This window comes from Streptomyces sp. NPDC017676, from assembly GCF_044329325.1.
GTDB lineage: Bacteria > Actinomycetota > Actinomycetes > Streptomycetales > Streptomycetaceae > Streptomyces.
In genome coordinates this window covers 1-15,690 of sequence record NZ_JBIRJA010000035.1, presented here as the reverse complement: position 1 = coordinate 15,690, position 15,690 = coordinate 1, and the positions used below count along the sequence as shown (strand labels likewise).

Genomic DNA, 15,690 nt, shown 5'->3' with positions numbered 1-15,690 from the left:
CCGGGCCGAGCGCCGGTTCCTCCGCGAAGCCGGCCTGACGCACGTCTCCCGGGGCCTCCCCCTCCCCTCCTCCTTCCCCCTGACGCCACACCAGGAAGACACGTGAGAAAGACCCTCGTTTCATCGGCGATCGGCGTGGTCATGGTGGGTGCCACCCTCACACCCGCCGCCGCGGCCGATCCCACCGCCCACACGCCGTCGGCCCTCAGGACCGGCGAGCCGCAGCAGCGGCGGCTCGCGACGGCACCGACCGGCACGGAGACCGTGCGACGGTGCCAGGACGCCTCCGCCCTCCGTACGACACCCACGGACGGCAAGAGGGGACGTGCCGCGCGGATCACGGGCACGCTGCCGTCGACCGTCCGGTTCGTCAGCCTGCCCGCCGGCGCGGAGGACGACGGGTCCCTGGTCAAGGCCACGGACACGGGCATCGGCACCGGGCGGTCCGGCATCCGCGTGACGGGCACGGTCGGCGACGGGCCCCACGCGGGCAAGGGCGACGGGACGGGCGACTTCGACTTCTACCGGCTCCGGGCGCGCGCCGGACAGACCATCACGGCGAAGATCACCGGGGGTTCCGTGGACGCGGCGCTCACCCTGTACGACGCCTCCGGACAGGTCCTCGCCGGGGCGGACGATTCCGCGGGCACCCTCGCCCCGACCCTCATCAGCAAGGCCGCCGGGACGGGCACGTACTACCTGATGGTCGCGGGCTCGGGCACGCGACCGCAGGACCCGTCCGACTCCGGCAGCGGCAACGGCGTCAGCAGCGAGGGCACGTACACGCTCAGCCTCAGCGCGGCCGTACCGCACACCCAGTACCACGCCGTCCGCCTGCGGGCGGGAGACGTCGTCGGCGCGGCGGTGGACGGCAGCCCGGACAAGGTCGCGATCTACGGGCCGGACGGGACGGAGGACGAGGGCTCCACCGGTGACGTCGCCCACAACCACCCCGCGTCCAGCCCGCTGCCGTCGGGCAGGATCTCCCTCGACGACGTGGCGGCCGAGGACGGGTGGTACTGCGTCGCGGTGTCCGGCGACACCCGCGGCCCCTACCGGCTCAGGCTGCTCGCCACCCGCCCCCGTCTGGAAGGCACCGGTGACGAACAGACCATCTTCCTGGACTTCGACGGCGCCCGTATCGACCCCTCCGTCTTCGCGTCCTCCGGGCTGCCGGTGACCCCCGGGCTCCGCACGACGAGTCCGCTGAGCGCCTTCCTCGGCGCCTGGGGACTGCCGGCGAGCGCGGAGAAGCCCCTGGCCGACGCGATCACCGCCGACGTGCGCCGGCGACTCGGGACCGATCTGGCGTCCAGCGGCATCAACAAGCGGTTCGGCGTCCGCGTCCTCAGCAGTGAGCACGACGCGGACCCCGGCGACGCGAAGAACGTCGACCGCGTCGTCATCGGCGGGACCATCGAGGAGACGGACCTGCCGACGCTGGGCGTCACCAGTTCCATCGACCCGGGCGACTTCGACACCTCGGACACGTCGATCGTGCTGCTGGACCTGCTCAGCGGACCGGCGGGCGACACCATCTCGCTGAACCACTACATGAAGCCGACCAGCGACAGGATCACGTTCATCAGCACGGTCGTCTCCAACCTCGTCTCCCACGAGATCGGCCACGCCCTGGGCAACTGGCACACCGCCACCGACGGGACGTCCACGCTCATGGACAACGACAGCACGTTCCTCGGCACGGGGCCCGACGGCGTCGGCGGCACGGCGGACGACGATGTCCCGCAGAGCTTCGGCACCGATGCCTTCACCGATGCGGACGGACTGACGGGAGTGGAGGACACCGCGGTCCGCACGGCCTACGCGCTGTCCCGCTGACAGTGGCGCGAACACCCCGTCGCATTGCGTGTGGCGGGGTACGGGCCCGTTCCGCCGGCCGCACCCCCCAGGGCCTGGTGGGACGGGACCGGACAGGCGCCCATGTCGCCGTCGGTCCTCCGGGCGTGCCCCCTTGTCGCGGACGGCCCCGGACGCCCGGCTCCCTCCCGATCCTGGAACGACGACCATGACGACACCCGCGCCGCACCGGACACCACCGCAGCCGCGGCACCACCACCTCCACGTCCGGGCCCTGGTGACCCGGCACCGCGCCGCCCTGGTCGCCTATGTCGAGAGACTGCTGTCGGACCGTCACCTGGCCGAGGACATCGTGCGGGAAGCCTTCCTCCGCGCCTGGCGCCACACCGACGAGCTGCGCGACGGACCGGGCTCCACGCGCGGCTGGCTCCTCAAGGTGACCCGCAACCTGATCATCGACCGGTCCCGCAGCGCGCTCGTCCGCCACGAGAGCGTCACCGACCGGATGGGCGACGTTCCGCAGCGCGACCACGCCGGGCGCGTGCTGGCCGCCATGGGGGTCCAGGACCTGCTGCGGAGCCTGAGCGACGAGCACCGGGAGGTGCTCGTCCACACCTGTATGTACGGCTTCACCGTGCACGAGACCGCGCGGCGACTCGGCATACCCGCCGGAACGGTCAAGTCCCGCCGGCATTACGCCCTGTACGCGCTACGACACGGCGCCGGGGCGTAGCAGACCCGCGCCGCACCGCCGGACGCGTGCGCGTCACCGGCCGGGCGCCTTCCGTGTCGTCGGACCTCGCGGAATCCACGTGGCCACGGACGTGACATCGCGCCGACGGACGTCCTCGGCCGGGGCGCCGCCCGGCCTCACCGTACGGCGTGCTCTCGGGCGAGTGCGGCGGCCCGCTCGACGCTTCCCCGGTGCGCCGGCCCGTGCCCGGGCAGGATGACGTCGGCGTCGATCCGCTCCAGCACGTCCAGGGAGCGCAGGGCCCCGGACCGGTCGGTGTCGAACATGGCGGGAAGCAGCTGGGGGCCGGCGATCCGGGACGTCGGATGGGCGGTGACCAGGGCGTCACCGCTGATCAGAACGCCGCTGCCGGCCAGCAGATAGGCGCAGTGGCCTTCCGTGTGCCCCGGTGTGTGCACCGGCTCCGGAGCGCCCGGCAGATCCAGCGGACCCGGCGCGGGAAACGGCGCGGGCTCGGCGACCGGCACATGTGCGGTGCCCCCGGCCCGGATGGCGTGGACGGCCCAGGGCAGCACACCCGGGCGCCAGGCCTGCGTCAGCACCTGCCCGACGGACACCTGGTGCAGGTACTCCCGCCGCGCGTGCGGGACTTCCTCCTCGTGCATCAGGACCGGTGTGCCGTACGCGAGCCGCAGGCGCTCCGCGGCGCCTATGTGGTCGTTGTGGGCGTGCGTCACCAGGACCGCGCGCACGGCCTCCGGTTTCAGACCCAGCACGTCCAGGGAGGCCAGCAGCACGTCGTGGTCGTTCGGATATCCGCTGTCCACCAGTGTGGCCTCGGCACCGTCCTTGACGATCACCCAGTTGGTGTTGCCGCCCGACACCAGATGGACGTCGTCGCCGATGTGGACGATGTCGCCGTCACGCAGTCGCTTGCTCATGAACGTTCCCGTCTCAGATCGTCGCGAGGTACTGGTGGACCGAACGGACGGCGCTGGCGCCGTCACCGACGGCGGCGGCGACCCGCTTCATCGAGGCCAGACGCACGTCACCGGCCGCGAACACGCCGGGCACGCTGGTCTCGTACGGCAGCGGCTCACGCCCCAGCTCCTTCCAGCGCGGTCCGAGGTCCTCCGTCGACAACTGCCGGTCCGTCGGCACGAACCCGTCCGGGTCCAGGACCACTCCACCGAGCCAGGTCGTCGCCGGCCAGGCGCCGATGAAGCAGAACAGGCCCGCGCAGTCGACACGGCGTGCCCCGGCGCCCTCGGCCCGGGTGGTCAGGGACACACCGTCCAGGTGGGGCCTGCCGTGCAACGCCGTGACCTCGGTGCCGGTGAGCACGGTGATCCGCGGATCGTTCAGAATGCGTTCCACGAGGTACGCGGACATACGGGCGCCGAGATCGGGTCCCCGTACCACCAGGGTGACCCCGGAGGCGTACCGGGCCAGGTGCAGGGCGGCCTGGCCCGCGGAGTTGGCGCCGCCGACCACCGCGACCGGCCGGCCCGCCACCGCCTGGGCCTCCAGGTCGGTGGCCGCGTAGTAGATGCCGCAGCCGGTCAGTTCCGCCCAGCCGTCGAGCGGGAGCGCCCGGTACTCGGCCCCGGTGGCGACGATCACCGCCCGCGTCCCGATGCGGGTTCCGTCCATCAGGGTCACGACGTGGTCGCGGCCCTCGGTGCTCAGCCCGACCACACCGCACGGACTGGCGAGGTGCACACCGAACTTCAGCGCCTGCACGGCGGCACGCGCGGTCAGATCGGCTCCGCTGAGCCCGAAGGGGAAACCGAGGTAGTTCTCGATGCGTGCGCTGGTGGCGGCCTGGCCGCCGACGGCCACCCCGTCCAGCAGCACCGTCTGAAGGCCCTCGGAGGCGCCGTACACCGCGGCCGCCAGCCCCGCCGGCCCGGCACCCACGACGGTGAGGTCGGCCGAGCCGCGTCCGGTACGGCGGTAGGCGAGGTTGAGCTGCTGACTCAGCACACCCGGGGTCACCCGGGGCGTCGCCTCGCGCGACGACAGGGCCGCGGGCAGGTCCTCCTCGGTGAGACCGGACGAACGCAGCGCCTCCGCGCCCTGCGGGGAGCCGCTGTCCAGCCACCGGTGCGGCACGCCCTGACGGTCCAGGAAGGTGCGCATGGCCAGGCCCGCGGCCGATCCGGTGTCCCCGACGATCCGCAGCGTCTGCTCCGTCGCCTGGCGCAGCAGCCGGCGCCGGGCGAGGATCGCGCGCAGGAGCAGGTCGGAGAGTTCGGTCTCCTGGGCCATCAGCCGGCGGAAGGCCGCCGGCTGCACCCGGTGGACCGTGCCACCGGACACGACCCGTACGGTCAGCCCGCGCCGCTGTCCGGTGAGCAGGTTGAGTTCGCCGGCGAACTGGCCGGGGCCGTGCGTCATGAAGAGGTGACCGTCACCGCCCTCCGAGGACGGGATGATCGCCTCCAGCGTCGCCGTCCCGCACAGGAAGAGGTCGACCGAATCGTCCTCCACCTGGTAGAGGACGTCTCCCGCCCGGACCTCCTCGCGGGTCGCGTACCGGGCGGCCCGGGCGAGCTGACCGTCGTCCAGCCGCACTTCGGCGGCGGTGGCGAGATCGTCGGGACGATCACCGATCTCGGGGAATGAGGTTGCCATGCCCGAAGAATGCCACCGGGTCACACCGCCGGGCCACGGATCGCCCCGCGTGTGTGGCTCCAACGGCGCACATGTGCACGCGAGGACAGTTTGGGTGCACGAACGGTTCCACATGTACGAGGAGTATGTTCGGTGGTGCCCCTGACCCCGGGGCACGCACATCCGAGGAGTGTCTTCCGTATGTCTGCCCGACCCGTGGTGCGGGGCCTGCACCACATCAAGATTCCCGTGTCCGACCTGGAGCGGAGCATCGCCTGGTACGGCTCCGTCCTGGGCGCACGTCGCGTTCCGGAGTTCGACCACGTCACCCGGGACGGGGAGCTGTTCGCCGTCATCCTCGACGTCCCCGGTGCGGACGTGCCCGTGGAACTGCGTCTCGACCCGGCGACCGCCGGACGGCTCGCCGGCTTCGACCCGCTGACCTTCACGGTGCCGGGCCGGGCGGAACTCGACGGCTGGATCCGTCACCTCGACACGCTCGGCGTGCCGCACTCACCGGTCATCGTCGCCCTGGTCGGCCACCTCCTGGTGGTCCCCGACCCCGACGGTGTCCGGCTGCGGTTCTACACCGACGAACCCCACGGACTGGGCCCCGAACACGTCGACTTCGCGTCCCCCTGGCTGCGCCCCGACACCGTGCCGCCCACGGACGCCTGACCGCCGGCGAGGTCCCCGGCGATCGGGCACGACCACATATGCCGGTCATATCGGACGTGCCTGGCAGGACACGGGACTTGAGACCCGCGCCCTGCCAGGCACGCCATCGCCGCCGGTCAGCCGCGCATCAGCGCGTGCACGCGGTCGCTGTCCCGCTGGGCGGTCGCCCGTTCCTCGGGCGTCGGCCGCTCCAGTCGTACCGGCATGTCCTTGTGGTGGGGAGTGCCGGCGATCGGGTCGCGGTCGGTGGCGTCGGTGAGCAGATTGATCCGCGGGCCATGGGTGACACGCCCACCGCGGCCGTCGGGCACCGACATGCCGAAGCCGTGGGGCAGCGCCACCTGCCCGGCCCGCAGCGTCTCGTCGGCCTCGGCCCGCGCGACCAGGCGGCCGGTCCTCGACACCACGGCCACCCAGTCACCCGGGGCGACACCGGCGGCGGACAGGTCCTCGGAGCGGGCGCGCAGCGCGCCGTCCGGGTCGCTCCTGCGCCACGCGGGCGGGCGCAGGATCTGGTTGGCGTTGTGGCTGCGGCGCTGGCCGTTGACCAGGGACAGCGGGAAGTCGGGGTCACGGCGGTCGGCGGCCGGGTCAAGGGACGTGAGCCAGGCGAGCAGTTCCGGCACGGCGAGCGTGACGCGTTCGCTGCGCATCAGGCTCCACACCTCGTCGTACCGGTGCTCGCTGAAGGCGAGACCGCTCGGTGACCGCAGGACGCGGTCGAAGAGTTCCTCGCCGAGCGCGGTCCCGGACGCCTCGGTGCCCAGCGCCCGTTGAACGGCGGGTCCCAGCCGGTGAGCGGCGGTGTGGCAGCCGGGCCACAGGACCGCGGCGGAGGCCGCGCCCTCGGGCAGCGTTCGGCCGAGCGTGCGGTACAGCAGCGCGGGGGCGATGCCCGGAGCCTCGCGCAGGGTGGCGGCGGCGTGCCGCAGCAGGTTCGGCCGGTCGGTGCGGGCCAGCTCCGTGAGCCGGTCGAGCTCCGCCCGGTCAGGCAGGGCGCCGAGCTTCTCCAGGAGCCGGGTGTAGATCTCGGCCTCCACCAGGGTGCCCGGCAGCGGGGCGAACAGCGGCCGGCGGAGCTGGAAGTAGTTCGTCGGCCACTCGAAGTCGAAGAACGTCCACTCCCACTTCTCGTGCTGCGAGGCCGCGGGCAGGACGTAGTCGGCCAGCGCCGCCGTCTCCGTGTAGGCGACGTCGACGACCACCGACAGTTCGCACTCCGCCAGGGCGCGCTCGACGGACGCCGTGTCCGCCGCGGTGTTGGCCGGATTGGACGAGTCCACCCAGACCGCACGGGCCCGGTGCGGATGGTCGGCGAGGACCTCCTCGGCCAGGGTGTTCATGGGCAGGTACCCGCCGATGTACTCGAACCCGGTGATCTGCGAGCGCTCCCCGTGGGACTCCTTCCACAACGGGACCAGCCAGGAGTGCAGGGCATTGGTGCCCGGCCGGCCGAAGTGCCCGGTGACCAGGTACAGCAGCTTCTCCAGGTAGCTGTTGAGCGTGGAGTTGCGCCCCTGCTGGACGCCGAGTTCGACGCGTACGGTCATCGCCCGCGCGGCCAGGATCAGCTCCACGGCCCGCTCCACCTCCGACCGCTCCACCTCGGCGTGGGCGATCCACTCGTCGACGGGGATGCGCAGCAGGGCGTCGGCGACCTCTTCGTAGCCCTCGGTGTGGTTCCGCAGGAACGTCTCGTCCGCGCCCCCGCGCCGCACGACCAGGGCGAGGATCGCGCCCAGCAGATAGGCGTCGGTTCCGGGCCGCAACGGCAGGTGGACGTCGGCCACGTCCGCCGTCTCGGTACGGCGCGGATCGATGACGATCATCTTCCGGCCGGGGTCGTTCTTGATGCCGTTCACCTCGGTGCGGGCCCGGTTGAAACCGTGTGCCAGCCAGGGGTTGCAGCCGATCGCCACCAGCAGGTCGCACTCCTCGACGCCCTCGGACGTGTGGCAGACCTGCCCCCCGAACAGTTTGCCGTTGACCCAGAAGTCCCCGGTCTTCTCCTGCGACAGGGCGCCGAAGAACCGCGTGGAGTTCATCCAGCTCATCAGCGCGTTCCCGTACGCGCCAGCGGAGTGGTTGCCCTGACCGCCGCCGCCGACGTAGGCGAGCGCGCCGGGGCCTGACGGCTCGGTGGTGTCCCGGATGTCCCGCAGGCGCCCGGCGATCTCGGTCAGCGCGGTGTCCCAGTCCACGGGCTCGTGGCCGCCGTCGGGGCGGCGGCGCAGCGGGGTGGTGAGACGGTCCGGGTGGTCGCCGTACCACGTCAGCCGCTGCGGCTTCTGGCAGAGGTATCCCCGGGTGCGCGGATTCTCCTTGTCGCCGCGGACCCGGGTGATCGCACGCTGGTCGATCGCGACCTCAAGACCGCAGTTGACGTAACAGAGGCTGCACGCTGTCTTGTGCCAGTCGGTCATACGTGTTTCCCGCTTCCGCGACGGTCCCGCACCGGGTCGCGGTCCGCTCGGGGACCGGCGACGCCCGGGTGCCTGGGGGGTGCACATTCCGGAGCCCAGGGTTTCTTCACCGAACTCTCCCTGTCAAGGTGGCGATGTGGCCTGTTCCCGCGGGCGTCAGGCGCGGAGCGCCGCGGGCAGGTGCTTGCGCGCGGCCACACCTGTCTTGGCGAACACATGTGACAGATGGCTGGCGACCGTGCGACGGCTCATTCCCAGCTGCCAGCCGATCCGCTGGTTCGACAGCCCGTCGGCGGCGAGGCGGGTCACCTCGGCCTCGCGGGGCGTCAGGTCGTACTTCTCGGCCCACGCGGGACGGGACGTGTCCCCGGCCTCGCCCGCGGCCAGCAGCTCGGAGGCCGCGCGCCGCTCCCAGGCGGTCGCGCCGAGCGTGCCGAACAGCTCCCGGGCCCGCTGGAGATGGGGCCGCGCGTCCAGCACCCGGCGCCGGCGGCGCAGCCACTCACCGAAGGCGAGATGCGTGCGTGCCGACTCGTAGCGCAGGGCGTCGTCCTGCTCGGCGAGCGTGGCCGAGAAATGCCGTTCCGCGCGGGCACCCTCACCGAGCAGTGCTTCCGAGCGCCCGATCAGGTGCCGCAGGAGGGCGGAGCCGACAGCCCGGTTGGCCTCGCGCACCAGGTCCACCTGGCGGCGCACCTCCTCCGCGTGCCCCGTGGCGACGCCGGCCGCGGCCAGGTCGCCCAGGGCCCAGGCCGCGACGACCGGGTGACGGGCGTCGCCGTCCGCGGCCGACAGCATCCGCAGCTCCTCGTAGGCCTCCTCGGGCCGGCCGTGGGCGAGGGCCAGCAGCCCCCGCGCCCACCGGGCCCGGGCGGCCAGCATGTGCAGACGGCGGGGGAGCGCGAAGGCCAGGATGCGGTCGGTCAGTTCGCGGTGGCCCTCCTCGTCCCCGGTCCAGGCCCGCGTGTGCGCCACTCCGGCCTCGAACACCATCTCCGCGTGGGCGTTGGCCGCGGAACGCGCCCAGCGCAGCCCGGTCCGCGCGTCCTCCATGAGCCCCTCGCGGTCGCCGAGGTGGACGCGGGCGATCTGGAGATGGGCCAGCACCATCAGGGCGAGGCCGAACTGCCCGCGCGTGGTCAGCGGCGCGAGCACGCGCGTGGCGTACCGCTCGGCGGCGGCCGGCTCGTCCAGCGCGGACGCGGCGATGACGAGTGCCGCGTCCCGGGCGGGATCCCGAGGGAACGTTCCTTCCCGCACCGCCCGTGTCGCCTTCGCCAGCAGGGCACGGGCCGTCGCGGAGTGGTTGTCGCGGTCCGTCCAGCACAGCGCGGAGACGAGGAAGGGACAGTCCGCGCGGCCGGGGTTCTCCCGCAGGAGCGCCTCCAGCAGCGGACCGACGGCTCCACGCCCGGCCGGCTCGCACAGCTCCGGGGCGATGGCGCCGGTCAGCGGCAGGAACGGCGGTGGCCAGCCGGTGCTCCGCGCCGTCGCCGAGCGCAGCAGGAGCGACAGCGCGTGGGCCGGGACGCCCTCGCTGTCGTAGACGACGCCTGCCTCCAGCGCCGCCACGACCGCCGCGAGCGAGGCGTCCACGGGGGCGTCGGTGATCAGATCCAGCAGCCTTCGTACGTCGTTCGGCTGTCCGCCGAGCTGGGCCGCCTGGGCGGCCCGGATCAGCCGCCGCGTCCTGCGGCGGGGATCGGGCGTCAGTTCGGCGGCGGTCTCCAGGACGGTGACGGCGGAAGCGGGGTCCCTCGTGGCTCCCTTCTCCAGCGCGGCCGCGGTGGCCTCGTCCGGCTGCGCGGTCACGGCCGCGACGTACCGCGCGTGCCGGTGGTCGTCGTCGGTGTCGGTGGCGGCCAGGGCGAGGTTCATCCGCCGGCGCTCCGCGGGCGAGGCGCTCCAGTGCAGCGCGGAGCGCAGCAGGGGGCCGCTGAAGCGCAGCCGGTCCCCGTCGACGGTCACCAGGCCCGCGTCTGAAGCCGCCTTCAGCCCCCGCGCGGGCACGCCCGCCTCCCGCGCGGCGGCACGCAGGGCCGGCAGCCGGTCGGTGTGTGCCTCGGCCGTCAGCAGCAGGAAGTCACGGGCGGCCGGGGGGAGCGCGTCGAGCCGGGCTGTCACCTTCTCCTGCAACCGTTTCCCCAGCGGCAGGGCGGGGGCCAGCAGGGCCGCCGCCGTCACCTCGCGGACCTGGAGGTTCCAGGCGAGGCTCACGACGGCGGCCGGGTGCCCGCACGCCTCGCGCAGGACGCGTTCGTGCAGGGCGGGCGGGAGGCCGGGACCGTGCCGGTGCAGCAGTCGCGTGCTCGTCCCGTGGTCCAGCGGGCCCAGGGAGACGCCCGGCAGTTCCGGCAGGACGGCCGGTCCGGCCGCCGGGTCGGCGGAGAGCAGCACGCCCACCCGGCTCCCGGCCAGCCGGGGCAGCGCGTGGCCCAGGGCGTCCAGGGACTCGGCGTCGAACCAGTGGGCGTCGTCGAGGACCAGGAGCACGGGTCCGCGCGCCGTGGCCCCGGCCGAGTGGAGGGCCTGCGCCAGGGCCACCCCGGCGTCGCGCGGCACGTTCGCCGCTGCCTGGACCGCGAGCCAGCCGCCGGCCGCGTCGGGCGGGGTGTGGCCCACGGTGCCGGACCCGCACCGCAGCAGGATCCGGGTGACGGCGGCGGCCGGGAGGTCGGCCTCGGCCCGCAGGCCACGGACGTCGACCAGCGTGAACCCGGTTCCCGCCAGTCGCGCGGTCTCCTCCAGCAGCGCGGTCTTGCCGATGCCGGAGGCACCGCGTACGACCAGCGCGGCGCCCGATGCCCGGGCATCCGAGAGGAAACGTTTCAGCATGCGCGTCTCGGACTCCCGGCCCAGCAGCGCGGACCGCGCCGCCGGAGCCCGACGGTGCGCGTCGGGGTACGTGCCCGTCCCGCCGGCGCCGCCGGGCGACTTCGCGCCCCGGTCCGGGCCGGCCGGGTCGGACCGGAAGCCTGGTGGGTCGTAGGAGAGTGCTCGCATGCGCCGCCTCCGCGGGTAGGGAAGTGCGCCAGCGCTTCTGGCGCGATCCTGCCGTGGGGGGAGTTGGTTCCGGGGCCGCTGACCGGGCGCCGCCGAACACGCCGGGCGGCCCGCCGGCCCCGTGGTCCGCCGCACACCCGCACATCACTCGCGTGCGACGGCACCGAGGCCGTGACGGCGCGCCGCCGGCGAGCGCCCGTCCCGGTCAGGTGTGCGGTCGGACTTCACAAGGAAGCACGGGCGCGTCGTCTCGTCGTGCTCGGCGCCGACACGAGAGTGCTTCGGCTTCGGCGGGACCGTGCCGCACTCGACCGCGTGCCGCGGCGGCCCCCGGTCCGCGGTGCCGCTCTCACAGCGCGCCGTTGCGGATGGCGTAGGCCACCGCCTGCGTCCGGTTGCGCAGGCCGAGCCGGGTGATGACGTCGTGCAGCACGTTCTTGATCGTGCGTTCCGAGTAGTTGAGGCGTCCCGCGACCTCCGCGGTGCTCAGCCCCTCGGCCAGCAGCCGCAGGACGTCCACCTCCCGGGCGGACAGGTCGGACGAGCCCGGCTGGTGCCCCGGCAGCGAACGCAGCCGCTCGACCAGGGCGCGCACCAGGGTGGGCGGCAGCGGCGACTCCCCTTGCAGGGCCCTGCGGCTCGCCCGCACGATGTCGGCGTAACCGACCTCGCCGCGCAGCAGCACACCCACCACCCCGCGGTCGACCGCGTACAACAGGTGCCGCTCGCTGATCGAGTCCACCACCAGCAGCACCGGCACTCCCCGCCCCTCGGCCGTCCCCGCGACCTCCTCGACACGTGTGAGTGTCGCCAGGGAGACCTTGTGCGCCAGCACCAGGGCCACGTCGGCACCGTGCCGGTCCTCCCAGGGCACCACCCGCACACCCGACGCCGCACGGAGGTAGGCCTGCGCGCCCTCCTCCGTGAGCACGTCGCTCGCCGTCAGGGTGAGCGTCACCGGCTGGGCGTCCCGGTCCTCGCCCCCTCCCAGGGCCCTCATCGCCGGCGCGTCCGGCACGGACGTCAGACGGAACCGGCCGGCCGGACCCGGACGCTCCCGCACCGGCGCCTTGACGGCACTTCGTGTCATGTGTGATCACCGAGTTCCTGCAGTGCGCGGTCGAGTTCCCGGCGGGAGCTGGTGCCCAGCCGCGGAAACACCTTGTACAGATGGGAAGCCACCGTCCGTGGCGAGATGGCCAGCTGGTCCGCGATCTCCGGGTTGGACAGCCCGCGGGCGGCCATCCGGACGATCCGCAGTTCGTGCGCGGTCAGGGCGGGCCGCCCGGGGTCCACCTGCGCGACGGCGCCCGGACCGGGGAGACTCACGCCCACCGCCCGCAGTTCGGCACGTGCGGACTCCTGCCAGGGAGTGGCGCCCAGTCGGGTGAACAGGTCGTAGGCGTACCGCAGTTGACCACGCGCCCCGGCCGTCTCCCGTTGCCGCTTCAACCATATCCCGTGGTCCAGGGCGAGCCTGCCACGGGCGAAGGGGCGGGAGGCCGCCGTGGCCGCCTCGGCGGCGGAGCGGAACAGCGCCCCCGTGTCGTTCCGGCCGTCGTGGGCGGCCAGAAGCGCGCGGCCGTGACGGACCGCGAGCCGCATGTCCGCCGAGAACGCCTCAAGACCGTGCAGCGACGCACGCGCGGCCTGGGCCCGGGCCAGTGTCGTCCGGCCCCGGGCCAGCGCGGCTCGTACGGTGTCCACGTAGGCGTAGCGCGCCACCACGTCACTCAGCGGTCCGGGCGGCGGCGGCGCGTCGCTCCCGCCGCCGGCCGCGGCGGTGCCGGACCCGGCGAGCAGGTACGCGGCGTAGGACGCGATGCGGCCGTGGTGGGGGGAGTCGTACGTACGGGCCCAGCGGCGGACGTCCGCCAGCAGTTCCGCCGCCTGCCCGGCGCGCCCCTGGAAGGCGCAGACCAGGAGCAGTTGGGCCTTGAGCGAGACGCCGTACCGGGTCAGGCCCTCGCGTTCGGCCTCCCGCAGCCGCGCCGGCACCACGGTGTGCACCTCCGACCACCGCCCGGCCGCCACCATCAGCGCGACCTGGAGGGCGGAGGCATGGGAGAGATGCGTACGGTCCTCCGGCCCGCCGCGCCGCAGGGCGGCCGCCGTCAGGTGTTCACTGAGCGCGATGTCGTCGATGCGCCACGCCGCGTCCGCCAGCCAGGTCAGTTCCCGCGCGTTCGCACGGGCGAGCCCCGCGTCCGCGGCACCGGTCGCCTCGGCCAGACCCGACCTGATCTCACTCAGCCGGCCCACCGGGTCCAGGTGGGCGAGTACGGCCGTGCGCAGCGCAGCGCTGGGGACCGGCCGCGCGCTCAGCCAGTCCAGCGCCTGGCGTGCCGGTTCGGGCCGGTGGGTCAGCGAGCCGAGCAGGGCCGACTGGAAGGCGGCCCACTCACGCCCGTCCGACCCCAGCACCTGACCGTGCGTCAGGGCCGAGGAGAGGGCCGCCCGGTTCGTCTCGGCGGTGAAGGCGGTGTCGAACCCCGCGCTCGCCTGGACCATGCTGACGGTGCGGGTCAGCGCCGGCTCCCGGCCCCCCTGCGCCTGACGGCACAGCGCCATGGCCAGACCCGGGCGGCCACAGCGCAGCGCCATGGTCGCCGCCGCAGCGTACCCGCGGGAGCGGCCCGCAGGGTCCGAGCCGGCGTCGGCGGCCCGCTGCCACGCGCGCAGCGCGGCGCTCCACTGGCCCCTGGCCGCCGCCGCCCGGGCGAGCCGGTCGAAGCGGGTGACCCCGTCGGTGCCCCGGGCGGCGTGCGCCCCGTCACCCGCCGACGTCCCCCACCGTGCCAGACCGAGGTCCGTCCAGGCGGTGTGGGCCCACCGCCGCGCGGCCGGGGAGGCCGTGGAGTACGCCAGGGTCCGGAAGAAGCGGCGCGTGAAACGCACCGTGCGGTCACCGCGGACGAGCCCCGCCCTCTCCGCCGGGTCGAGGGCGTCCGGACCCGTGCCGAGCCGCTCCGCCGCGTGCGCGAGTTCGACCGTGCTCATGCCCGCCTCGGTCAGGGCGAGAAGTGCCAGGAGATCGCGGGTGGGCAGCGGCAGCGACCGGAACAGTCCGCCCAGCCTGCCGTCGAGCAGGGAGCCCGCCGGCAGGGGATCGGGAAGGGGTGTGCCGCCGTCGCGCTGCGCCGGGGTCAGCGCGTCGGAGAGGCTGAGCAGGGCCAGCGGATTGCCCTGCGCGGCCGAGATCACCGCGGTACGCACCACCGCGGCCAGGCCCGGGTGACGGCTCGCCAGCAGGTGCGCTGCCCGGTGCTGGTCCAGACCGGACAGCGGGACCTCCGTGATCTCGCATCCGTCGAAGGGGTCGCAGACATCGACCGCCGTGGCCGCCAGCACGGCGACGGCCGTGCCGGGCAGACGGTTGGTGACGAACGTGACGGCACGGGCCGAGGCGGTGTCCAGCAGATGGCAGTCGTCGACGACCACCAGGACGGGACCGCGCTGCGCCGCGGACGCCAGCACCTGCCTCAGTGCCGCGTACGTCGACAGCGGGTCCGGGGCCGGATCTCCCCGCAGCGCCCTCCGCAGAGCCGTACGCAGCAGGTCCGGCAGTCCGGCGGCCAGGTCCAGCAGTTCGTCCGCCAGCGGTTCGAACGCGCCGAAGGCACGCCTGGCGCGCGCGTCGCCGCCCGACACGCGCAGGACCCGCCACCCGCTGCCGGCCGCCCCGTCCGCGACGCTCCGCAGCAGCGTGCTCTTGCCGATTCCGGCCTCGCCCCGCACCACCACCGCGGCACCCTGGCCCCGCGCGGCCCGGTCGAGGGCGCGCCGGCAGGTGTCGAGGTCACCGCTCGTGCCCGCCGTGCCGGTGTGCCGGGCGATGCCCGAGGACGCGGAGGGACGCGGGGCCGCGCCGGCCCATGTGTCCAGGTACGGGGAAGAGGTGGTCGTCGTCACCCCGTTCCTCCCTTCGGCTCGGAGGTCAGCCGTCGACGGCGGACACCCGGCGCACGAGCCGGCGCGGGCCGCCCGCCGCCGGCGGGCGGGAACGGGTCGGCCTCGCGGTCGCGTGCCGCTCCGCCGTCCCCGAACGGGGACGCGCTCACGGCGTGTGCGCCGCGGGGGTGGGTGTCCGGCTTCATGCCGCATCTCCGGTTCGTTCGATGGCCTTCCCGCCCGGCACCGAGGCCGCCGGTCCGCACGGCAGGGCGGGTCGGGGGTCCCGGACAGCGGGACCGTTCCAACCTAGACACGTGTGAGGTCCCTGACATCTGTCATTCGACGTGTCCGGCGCCCGACCAGGCGGGTGTTCGCCTGTCCGCCCCGCCGCCTGCCGACGACGTGGCGGTGTGCCCGGGTGGCCCGCACCGCCGGATCGCGGAGTGGGCCACCGTGGCATCGGCGGTGACTACTTGGCGAGGAAGGTGAGGAGGGCGTTGTTGACTTCGTCGGCGTGGGTCCAGAGCAGGCCGTGGGGGGCGCCGTCGATCTCGACGTAGTCGG

The 15,690-nt window shown here is 74.1% G+C and carries 9 protein-coding genes and 1 pseudogene; 3 read left to right on the top strand and 7 right to left on the bottom strand.

The features are described from left to right. The first annotated feature begins 102 nt into the window (after window positions 1-102). The gene (locus tag ACH4LD_RS41435; protein ID WP_398059405.1) at window positions 103-1,839 is read left to right on the top strand and encodes a PPC domain-containing protein; all 1,737 of its coding nucleotides are present in this window, start codon (window positions 103-105) and stop codon (window positions 1,837-1,839) included. Window positions 1,840-2,026: 187 nt separating this feature from the next. Further along, window positions 2,027-2,551, top strand: a complete 525-nt coding sequence (locus ACH4LD_RS41430; protein ID WP_398059407.1) for a sigma-70 family RNA polymerase sigma factor — start codon at window positions 2,027-2,029, stop codon at window positions 2,549-2,551. 137 nt (window positions 2,552-2,688) lie between these two features. On the opposite strand, the gene ACH4LD_RS41425 is transcribed toward ACH4LD_RS41430, so the two are convergent. Next, window positions 2,689-3,453, bottom strand: a complete 765-nt coding sequence (locus ACH4LD_RS41425) for an MBL fold metallo-hydrolase (protein WP_398059409.1) — start codon at window positions 3,451-3,453, stop codon at window positions 2,689-2,691. 13 nt (window positions 3,454-3,466) lie between these two features. Next, the gene (locus ACH4LD_RS41420; protein WP_398059411.1) at window positions 3,467-5,149 is read right to left on the bottom strand and encodes an FAD-dependent oxidoreductase; all 1,683 of its coding nucleotides are present in this window, start codon (window positions 5,147-5,149) and stop codon (window positions 3,467-3,469) included. Window positions 5,150-5,329: 180 nt separating this feature from the next. On the opposite strand from ACH4LD_RS41420, the gene ACH4LD_RS41415 reads away from it, so the two are divergent. Continuing rightward, window positions 5,330-5,806, top strand: coding sequence for a VOC family protein (locus ACH4LD_RS41415; RefSeq protein WP_398059413.1), 477 nt, complete (start codon window positions 5,330-5,332; stop codon window positions 5,804-5,806). Between the two features lie 116 nt (window positions 5,807-5,922). Here the strand turns inward: ACH4LD_RS41415 and ACH4LD_RS41410 are convergent, their stop codons facing one another. The 5 genes and pseudogenes from ACH4LD_RS41410 to ACH4LD_RS41390 form a co-directional block, all read right to left on the bottom strand. Next, a complete protein-coding gene (locus tag ACH4LD_RS41410) occupies window positions 5,923-8,229 on the bottom strand; it encodes a molybdopterin-dependent oxidoreductase (protein ID WP_398059415.1) in 2,307 nt (768 codons plus the stop codon). 156 nt (window positions 8,230-8,385) lie between these two features. After that, window positions 8,386-11,232 (bottom strand): AAA family ATPase, encoded by a 2,847-nt coding sequence (locus tag ACH4LD_RS41405; protein WP_398059417.1) that lies wholly within the window; start codon window positions 11,230-11,232, stop codon window positions 8,386-8,388. Between the two features lie 349 nt (window positions 11,233-11,581). Then, window positions 11,582-12,322, bottom strand: coding sequence for a LuxR C-terminal-related transcriptional regulator (locus ACH4LD_RS41400; protein WP_398059419.1), 741 nt, complete (start codon window positions 12,320-12,322; stop codon window positions 11,582-11,584). After that, complete coding sequence (locus ACH4LD_RS41395) at window positions 12,319-15,144, bottom strand: AAA family ATPase (protein WP_398059420.1); 2,826 nt, start codon at window positions 15,142-15,144, stop codon at window positions 12,319-12,321. The genes ACH4LD_RS41400 and ACH4LD_RS41395 overlap by 4 nt, the downstream gene beginning before the upstream one ends. Window positions 15,145-15,595: 451 nt before the next feature. Further along, window positions 15,596-15,690 (bottom strand): annotated as a pseudogene (locus ACH4LD_RS41390) (alpha/beta hydrolase); the annotation flags it as partial.